The organism is Variovorax sp. Varisp85 (assembly GCF_047304045.1).
Taxonomy (GTDB): Bacteria; Pseudomonadota; Gammaproteobacteria; order Burkholderiales; family Burkholderiaceae_C; genus Variovorax.
The window spans coordinates 20,129-28,385 of record NZ_JBGLYN010000083.1; the positions used below are offsets into that span (position 1 = coordinate 20,129).

The 8,257-nt window shown below is 63.3% G+C and carries 6 protein-coding genes and 3 pseudogenes; 6 read left to right on the forward strand and 3 right to left on the reverse strand.

The genetic code is table 11. From position 1 onward, the window contains the following. Nucleotides 1–88: 88 nt before the first annotated feature. Nucleotides 89–2,482, reverse strand: coding sequence for a phosphoenolpyruvate synthase (ppsA, locus tag ACCC97_RS25255; protein ID WP_007830770.1), 2,394 nt, complete (start codon nucleotides 2,480–2,482; stop codon nucleotides 89–91). 184 nt (nucleotides 2,483–2,666) lie between these two features. On the opposite strand from ppsA, the gene ACCC97_RS25260 reads away from it, so the two are divergent. Further along, entirely contained in the window at nucleotides 2,667–3,488 is an 822-nt protein-coding gene (locus ACCC97_RS25260) for a pyruvate, water dikinase regulatory protein (protein ID WP_007830768.1), read from the forward strand. Between the two features lie 60 nt (nucleotides 3,489–3,548). Here ACCC97_RS25260 and ahpF read toward each other — a convergent pair whose 3' ends face one another. Both ahpF and ahpC read right to left on the reverse strand, forming a co-directional pair. Continuing rightward, nucleotides 3,549–5,120, reverse strand: coding sequence for an alkyl hydroperoxide reductase subunit F (gene ahpF / locus ACCC97_RS25265; protein WP_007830766.1), 1,572 nt, complete (start codon nucleotides 5,118–5,120; stop codon nucleotides 3,549–3,551). 89 nt (nucleotides 5,121–5,209) lie between these two features. Then, complete coding sequence (gene ahpC, locus ACCC97_RS25270; RefSeq protein WP_007830764.1) at nucleotides 5,210–5,773, reverse strand: alkyl hydroperoxide reductase subunit C; 564 nt, start codon at nucleotides 5,771–5,773, stop codon at nucleotides 5,210–5,212. Between the two features lie 262 nt (nucleotides 5,774–6,035). Here ahpC and bfr point away from each other — a divergent pair, with 262 nt between their 5' ends. The 5 genes and pseudogenes from bfr to ACCC97_RS25295 all read left to right on the forward strand — a co-directional run. After that, the gene (gene bfr / locus ACCC97_RS25275; protein ID WP_007830763.1) at nucleotides 6,036–6,512 is read left to right on the forward strand and encodes a bacterioferritin; all 477 of its coding nucleotides are present in this window, start codon (nucleotides 6,036–6,038) and stop codon (nucleotides 6,510–6,512) included. A 123-nt stretch (nucleotides 6,513–6,635) separates the two neighbouring features. Continuing rightward, nucleotides 6,636–7,209: pseudogene (locus ACCC97_RS25280) on the forward strand (PepSY-associated TM helix domain-containing protein); the annotation flags it as partial. 4 nt (nucleotides 7,210–7,213) lie between these two features. Then, nucleotides 7,214–7,516: pseudogene (locus tag ACCC97_RS25285) on the forward strand (2OG-Fe(II) oxygenase); the annotation flags it as partial. 116 nt (nucleotides 7,517–7,632) lie between these two features. Continuing rightward, a complete protein-coding gene (locus ACCC97_RS25290; RefSeq protein ID WP_081502622.1) occupies nucleotides 7,633–7,905 on the forward strand; it encodes a bacterioferritin-associated ferredoxin in 273 nt (90 codons plus the stop codon). Between the two features lie 119 nt (nucleotides 7,906–8,024). After that, nucleotides 8,025–8,257 (forward strand): annotated as a pseudogene (locus tag ACCC97_RS25295) (energy transducer TonB); the annotation flags it as partial.

The following is an 8,257-nucleotide window of genomic DNA, read 5'->3' on the forward strand; positions in this document are numbered from 1 at the left end:
ATGACACCAAGCTGACGCGGGAAATCCCCCTGTGGGGATTCCCGCAGTCTGTCGCGCGGCGGGCACATGGCCCAATGCCTTTTGCGGGTCAGCGCTTGGCGAGCTGCTGCCAGGTGTCGATCACACTGTCGGGATTCAGCGAGATCGATTCGATCCCCTGCTCCGCCAGCCATAGTGCGAAGTCCGGATGGTCGCTGGGGCCCTGGCCGCAGATACCGACGTACTTGCCCTGGTCCTTGCAGGCCTTGATGGCACGGCTCAGCATCGCCTTGACGGCCGGGTCGCGCTCGTCGAAGTCGGCGGCCAGAAGTTCGAGGCCCGAGTCGCGGTCCAGGCCCAGCGTGAGCTGGGTCAGGTCGTTCGAGCCGATCGAAAAGCCGTCGAAGTACTGCAGGAACTCATCCGCCAGGATGGCATTGCTCGGCACCTCGCACATCATGATCAGCTTGAGTTCGTTCTCGCCGCGCTTCAGGCCGTGCTCGGCGAGCAGGCCGGTCACGCGCTCGGCCTGGCCCAGCGTGCGCACGAAGGGCACCATGATCTGAACGTTGGTCAGGCCCATGTCGTTGCGCACGCGCTTGAGCGCTTCGCATTCCATCGCGAAGGCTTCGCCGAAATCGGCGCTCAGGTAGCGCGCGGCGCCGCGGAAGCCCAGCATCGGGTTTTCTTCTTCCGGCTCGTAGCGGCTGCCGCCGATCAGCTTGCGGTACTCGTTCGACTTGAAGTCGGACAGGCGCACGATGACGGGCTTTGGCCAGAACGCGGCCGCGATGGTCGCGATGCCTTCGGCCACCTTGTCGACGTAGAACGCGCGCGGCGAGGCGTGGCCGCGCGCCACCGACTCGACGGCCTTCTTCAGGTCGTTGTCGACGTTCGGATAGTCGAGGATTGCCTTCGGATGCACGCCGATATTGTTGTTGATGATGAACTCCAGGCGGGCCAGGCCCACGCCGTGGTTCGGCAACTGCGCGAAGTCGAAGGCGAGCTGCGGGTTGCCCACGTTCATCATGATCTTGAGGTCGATCTCGGGCATCACGCCGCGCTGCACTTCGGTCACTTCGGTCTCGAGCAGGCCGTCGTAGATGAAGCCGGTGTCACCCTCGGCGCAGCTCACGGTCACCAGCGTGCCGTCCTTCAGCAGATCGGTCGCGTCACCGCAGCCGACCACGGCCGGAATGCCCAGTTCGCGCGCGATGATGGCCGCGTGGCAGGTGCGCCCGCCACGGTTGGTGACGATGGCGGCGGCGCGCTTCATCACCGGCTCCCAGTTGGGATCGGTCATGTCGGTGACGAGCACGTCGCCGGCCTGTACCTTGTCCATTTCGCTGATGCTGTGCACGAGCCTCACGGGGCCGGTGCCGATCTTCTGGCCGATGGCACGGCCTTCGGCCAGCACGGCCCCCTTGCCCAGCAGCTTGTAGCGCTGCTCGGCCTTGCCTTGCTGCTGGCTCTTCACCGTCTCGGGGCGCGCCTGCAGGATGTAGAGCTGGCCGTCGGTGCCGTCCTTCCCCCACTCGATGTCCATCGGACGGCCATAGTGTTCTTCGATGACCAGCGCGTACCTGGCGAGCTGCTCGACGTCGGCGTCGCTCAGCGAATAGCGGTTGCGCTGCTCCGCCTTGACGTCGGTGGTCTTCACCAGCTTGCCGCTCGCCTTTTTCTCTTCAGGCGTGGCGAATTCCATCTGGATCAGCTTGGAGCCGAGGTTGCGGCGGATCACGGCCTTCTTGCCGGCCTTGAGGGTCGGCTTGTGGACGTAGAACTCGTCAGGATTCACGGCGCCCTGCACCACCGTTTCGCCGAGGCCGTAGCTGGAGGTGATGAACACCACGTCTTCGAAGCCCGATTCGGTGTCGATGGTGAACATCACGCCGGCGGCGCCGAGGTCGGAACGCACCATGCGCTGCACGCCGGCCGACAGCGCGACCACGTCGTGCTCGAAGCCCTTGTGCACGCGGTAGCTGATGGCGCGATCGTTGTAGAGGGAGGCGAACACCTCCTTCATCTTGTGCAGTACGTCGTCGATGCCGACGACGTTCAGGAAGGTCTCTTGCTGGCCGGCGAACGAGGCGTCGGGCAGGTCTTCGGCGGTGGCCGAGGAACGCACGGCAAATGAGGCGGCGGGGTTACCGGCGCTCAGCGTGGCGAAGGCCTCGCCGATGGCTTTTTGCAGGTCGGCCGGGAAAGGCTGGGCCTCGACCATGGCGCGAATCTCGGCGCCGGCGGCGGCCAGCGCGCGCACGTCTTCGGTGTCGAGCGCGGCGAGGCGCTTGCTGATCTTGTCGGCCAGGCCGTCGTGGGCCAGGAACTGTCGGAATGCGTGGGCCGTGGTCGCGAAACCGGTCGGCACCCGCACGCCCTGCGGCAGCTGCGAGATCATTTCGCCGAGGCTGGCGTTCTTGCCGCCAACCGCCTCGACGTCGGTCATTCTCAGGTTTTCAAACGGTACGACCAGGGCGGTCGCGTCGAAAAGTGCAGACATGGGAAAGCTCCAGAAGTTGAAACCGGTGCCGCATGCAGACGGCGCGGCACGATCGTTGTCGTTGCTTTGGGTGCGGGCGCGGTGTGCATGGAAAGAATTGGGGTTGGGAAAGCGGATTCCCGATAATGGCCCGGATTGTAGGCGTGGCAAGGTCGCGCGCGCCGCAGGACAAGGCCGCAAGACCATGCATACACGCACTGTTTTCTTCATTTCCGACGGCACCGGCATCACCGCCGAGACCTTCGGCAACGCCGTTCTGGCCCAGTTCGAGATGAAACCGCGCCATGTCCGGCTGCCTTTCACCGACACGGTCGACAAGGCACACCAGGCGGTGCGGCAGATCAATCACACCGCCGAAATCGAGGGCGTCCGCCCCATCGTCTTCACCACGCTGGCCAACATGGACGTGCTGGAAGTGATCGAAACCGGCTGCAAGGGCATGCTGCTCGACATGTTCGGCACCTTCGTGCGGCCCCTGGAAATCGAACTGGCCGTGAAGTCGAACCACCGCATCGGCCGCTTCAGCGACGTCAGCAAGAGCAAGGAATACAACGCCCGCATCGCGGCCATCGACTTCAGCCTGGCGCACGACGATGGCCAGAGCAACCGCGACCTGCAGGGCGCCGACGTGATCCTGGTTGGCGTGAGCCGCAGCGGCAAGACGCCCACCTCGCTCTACCTGGCGATGCAGCACGGCCTCAAGGCCGCCAACTACCCGCTGATTCCGGAGGATTTCGACCGCCGCCAGCTGCCACCGGCCCTGATGCCGCACCGCAAGAAAATCTTCGGCCTGACGATCCAGCCCGAGCGCCTCAGCGAGATCCGCAACGAGCGGCGCCCCGATTCGCGCTATGCCAGCCTCGAGAACTGCCGCCACGAGGTGAGCGAGGCTGAGGCGATGATGCGACGCGCCGGCATCCGCTGGCTGTCGACCACCACCAAGTCGATCGAGGAGATCGCGACGACGATCCTGCAGGAACTGCGGCCGGAGCGGCTGAACTACTGAGACTTCAAAGAAAAGGGGGCCATCGACTTGCGATGCCCCCTTCTTGCATCGGGCAGCCGGTCAGGCAGCCGCCGGCGCGGCGGGCGCCGAAGTGCGGATCAGGTGGTCGAATGCACCGAGCGCCGCCTTCGCGCCGTCGCCGGCCGCGATGATGATCTGCTTGAACGGCACGGTCGTCACATCGCCTGCCGCGAACACGCCGGGCACCGAGGTCTGGCCGCGCGCGTCGACGAGGATCTCGCCGTGCTTCGACAGCTCGACCGTGCCCTTGAGCCAGTCGGTGTTGGGCACGAGGCCGATCTGGATGAACACGCCTTCAAGCTCGACCTTCTTCAGCTCGCCCGTCGCACGGTCCTTGTAGACCAGGCCGTTGACCTTCTGGTCGCCGGTGATCTCGGTGGTCTGCGCGTTGGTGAAGATGTCGACGTTCTTCAGGCTCTGGAGCTTGCGCTGCAGCACGGCGTCGGCGCGCAGGGCCGTGTCGAACTCGATCAGCGTGACGTGGCCCACGATGCCGGCCAGGTCGATCGCCGCTTCGACGCCCGAGTTGCCGCCGCCGATCACCGCGACGCGCTTGCCCTTGAACAGCGGGCCGTCGCAGTGGGGGCAATAGGCCACGCCCTTGTTCTTGAACTCGTGCTCGCCGGGCACGTTGATGTTGCGCCAGCGCGCGCCGGTCGAGATGATGACCGACTTGCTCTTGAGCGAGGCGCCGCTTTCGAGCTGCACTTCGATCAGGCCGTTGCCGGGCACCAGCGCCTTGGCACGCTGCAGATTCATGATGTCGACGTCGTAGTCGCGCACATGTTCCTCGAGCGCATGCGCGAACTTCGGTCCTTCGGTTTCCTTGATCGAGATGAAGTTCTCGATGCCCAGCGTGTCTAGCACCTGGCCGCCGAAGCGCTCCGAGGCCACGCCGGTGCGGATGCCCTTGCGCGCCGCGTACACAGCCGCAGCGGCGCCGGCAGGACCGCCGCCGACGATCAGCACGTCGAACGGATCCTTGGCGGCAATCTTCTTCGCTTCGCGCTCGACGCCGCTGGTGTCGATCTTGGCGAGGATTTCCTCCAGGCTCATGCGGCCCTGGCCGAACTCGGTGCCGTTGAGGAACACGGTCGGCACGGCCATCACTTGCCGTTCCTTCACTTCGTCCTGGAAGGTGCCGCCTTCGATCATGGTGGTGCGGATGCGCGGGTTCTGCACTGCCATCAGGTTCAGCGCCTGGACCACGTCGGGGCAGTTGTGGCAGGTGAGCGAGACGTAGATCTCGAACTCGAAATCGCCGTCGAGCGCCTTGATCTGGTCGAGCACTGCCTGCTCGACCTTGGGGGGATAGCCGCCGATCTGCAGCAAGGCAAGGATCAGCGAAGTGAATTCATGGCCCATCGGCAGGCCGGCAAAACGCGGGCCGTGGTTTTCGCTCGGGCGATTGACCGAGAACGAGGGCTTGCGGTGGTTGTCGTCGCGGCTTTCGGTCAGCTTGACCAGCGGCGAGGCTTCGGCGACGTCCTTCAGCAGCGACAGCATCTCGCCCGAGGCCTTGCCGTCGTCGAGCGAGGCGACGATCTCGATCGGCTGCGTGGCGCGTTCGAGGTAACTCTTCAATTGGGCTTTGGTGCTGGCGTCGAGCATGAGGGACTCTCTTTCGATAACTGAAAACTATCAACTGGGGACGAAAAAGCCCGGGGCCTCGTGAGCGCCCGGGCTTTCGCGCGGGGCGCTTAGATCTTGCCGACGAGGTCGAACGACGGTGCGATGGTCTTGTCGCCTTCATTCCACTTGGCCGGGCAGACTTCGTTCGGGTGGGCGGCGGTGTAGACCGCTGCCTTGAGCTTGCGCAGGGTTTCCTTGACGTCGCGCGCGATTTCGTTGGAGTGCACTTCGGCGGTCTTGATGATGCCCTCGGGGTTGATCACGAAGGTGCCGCGCAGTGCCAGGCCTTCTTCGGGGATGTGCACGCCGAAAGCGTTGGTCAGCGTGTGGGTCGGGTCGCCCACCAGCGGGAACTTGGCCTTGCCGACGGCCGGCGACGTGTCGTGCCAGACCTTGTGCGAGAAGTGCGTGTCGGTGGTCACGATGTAGACCTCGGCACCCAGCTTCTGGAACTCGGGGTAGTTGTCGGCCGCGTCTTCGACTTCGGTCGGGCAGTTGAAGGTGAAGGCCGCCGGCATGAAGATCAGCACGGACCACTTGCCCTTGAGCGTCTCGTCGGACACATCGATGAACTTGCCGTTGAGGTAGGCCTGGGTCTTGAAGGGTTGGACTTGGGTGTTGATCAGGGACATGGTGATTCCTTGGATGCTTCGGGTGGACAAAAGTAAGTGCGAGCCATGAGTATAACTACCAAATAAGACACATTAATAGCATTGAACTATCGACAACATCGGTGCGGCCTATGAAAAACAAAGGCGTCCTCGCCTTCGTTGCCCGCCCGAATACGAACGCCTATCACCCTCGTACGCATGCAGACCGACTGCGCAGGGGAATGCTTGCGCGGGCCCTCCGAGGAACCGGACAATCCCCTCTTTCAGAACAAGGAAAACGATCATGAAGGGCGACCCCAAGGTCATCGAACATCTGCAGGCGCAGCTCAAGAACGAGCTCACTGCAATCAACCAGTACTTCCTCCACTACCGCATGCTCAAGCACTGGGGCCTGGACAAGCTGGCGAAGAAGGAATACGAGGAATCGATCGGCGAGATGAAGCATGCCGACAAGCTGATGGACCGCATCTTCATGCTCGACGGCCTGCCGAACCTGCAGGACCTGGGCAAGCTGAACATCGGCGAAGACGTGCCGGAACTGCTGCGCTGCGACCTCGGCGCCGAAACCGGCGCGCAAGCGACCATCAAGGACGGCATCGCGCATTGCGAATCGGTGCGCGACTATGTCTCGCGCGACCTGTTGCAGGAAATCCTGGACGACACGGAAGAGCACATCGACTTCCTCGAAACCCAGATCGACCTGATCGACAAGGTCGGGGTGCAGAACTACCTGCAATCGCAGATGGGCGAACTCGAATAAGCGAGGCTTTCGCGCCTGCCGATCAACGGGACTTCGGTCCCGTTTTTTATTGCTTTACGCAACTCAACCAATCACAAATAGAAGTCATTCTCATTTGCACGGATAGAATCCGCGCCTTCGATGATGACTGCCGCCCGCCCCGACACCCGCCGACGAGCCTACTGGCTCAAGACCCTGCACGAATGGCATTGGGTGAGTTCGGCGATCTGCCTGATTGGCATGATCCTGTTCAGCGTCACGGGCTTCACGCTCAATCACGCGGGGCAGATCGAGGCCCGGCCGGCCGTCACGAAGCTGAGCGGTTCGGTCGATGAAGTCCTGCGCACGCAACTCGAAAAGCAGTTGCCAGCCGCCAAGGCCCTCAAGGGAAAGGCGCCCTTGCCCGCCGAACTGCAGGCCTGGGTGCAGAAGCACTGGGACATCGGTACCGCGGGGCCGCGAGGCCGAGTGGTCGGACGACGAAATTTATCTCTCGCTCCCCCGCCCTGGCGGCGACGCCTGGCTGCGCCTGAGCCTGGCCGACGGCGAGATCGAGTACGAGCGCACCGACCGCGGCTGGCTCTCCTACTTCAACGACCTCCACAAGGGCCGCAACACCGGTGCCGCGTGGAGCTGGTTCATCGACATCTTCGCGGGCGCCGCACTGGTCTTCTCGATCACCGGCCTGTTCATTCTCAAGATGCATGCGGGCAACCGGCCGTTACGAGGGTGGCGAGTTGGAGGTCATCGACACCTATGGCTCGCACGAAGTGAAGCTGCCGGCCGGCGACCTCATTCTTTATCCGGCCAGCAGCCTGCACCGCGTCCACCCCGTGACCCGGGGGGCTCGGATCTGTTCGTTTTTCTGGCTGCAGAGCATGGTGCGCAGCGACCAGCAGCGCGGCATGCTGTTCGAACTCGACCAGAACATCCAGAAACTTCGTGCCCGCTTCGGCGAAGGCGAGGAAACCGTGGCGCTGACCGGCCACTACCACAACCTGCTTCGGCTCTGGTCCGAGGTCTGAATCCAGGGATCTGGCTCACTTGCATGAATCAGTAACACATGGTTATTGTGAATGCGACGGATTCTTATTTATAATTAAGCAAATCCAACAGCCAGCCAACTGCCGCTTTCACAGCCATGATCGTTTGCGTCTGCCGCCGAGTCTCCGACCGAGAAATCGCACGCCACGTGCGGGCCGGCATGACTTTCGACGAGGTTCAGTTCGAACTTGGCGTGGCCACCCAGTGTGGCCAATGTGAGGGGTGTGCGCGAGATATCGTCGCGCAGTGCAGCGCTTCGCATCCGGTCGCCGCGCTGAGCTGCGAATCAGGTCCGAGGGCGATCCAGCTTGCCAACTCCATCAAGGAAAGCAAGGCATGGAACTCTTCTCGACACTCGGCGGCAGCCTGATCCTGGTTGCAGGCTCGGTCTGGTGGATCTTTCGCAAGTAGCGCAACTGGCGCAAGTGTTGTCTTCGTAGCGGTTTTGCTGAAATCGGGGCACCTTTCGCGGTGCCCGCATTCGAATGGTTGATCGTGTCTGACCGCTTTGCTCCCCCCCCTTCCGTCCTCGGCCTTTCGCGCAATGTCGTCATTGCCGGCGGTGTCATCCTGTTCCACGCGGCTGCGCTCTGGGCGCTGCAGAGCGGGTTGCTCCGCCGCGCCGCCGAGGTGGTGATTCCAGTCGAAATGCTGAGCCAGTTCGTCGAGCCGCCGAAGCCGAAGGCAGATCCGCCTCCGCCGCCCCCACCGCCGCCCCAGCC

What these genes read in the sequence shown, in the direction of transcription:
- ahpC (WP_007830764.1), bottom strand. Translation starts at nt 5,773, where the DNA reads ATGTCCCTGATCAACACCCAAGTCCAACCCTTCAAGACCCAGGCCTAC.
- bfr (WP_007830763.1), top strand. Translation starts at nt 6,036, where the DNA reads ATGAAGGGCGACCCCAAGGTCATCGAACATCTGCAGGCGCAGCTCAAG.
- ACCC97_RS25290 (WP_081502622.1), top strand. Translation starts at nt 7,633, where the DNA reads ATGATCGTTTGCGTCTGCCGCCGAGTCTCCGACCGAGAAATCGCACGC.
- ppsA (WP_007830770.1), bottom strand. Translation starts at nt 2,482, where the DNA reads ATGTCTGCACTTTTCGACGCGACCGCCCTGGTCGTACCGTTTGAAAAC.
- ACCC97_RS25260 (WP_007830768.1), top strand. Translation starts at nt 2,667, where the DNA reads ATGCATACACGCACTGTTTTCTTCATTTCCGACGGCACCGGCATCACC.
- ahpF (WP_007830766.1), bottom strand. Translation starts at nt 5,120, where the DNA reads ATGCTCGACGCCAGCACCAAAGCCCAATTGAAGAGTTACCTCGAACGC.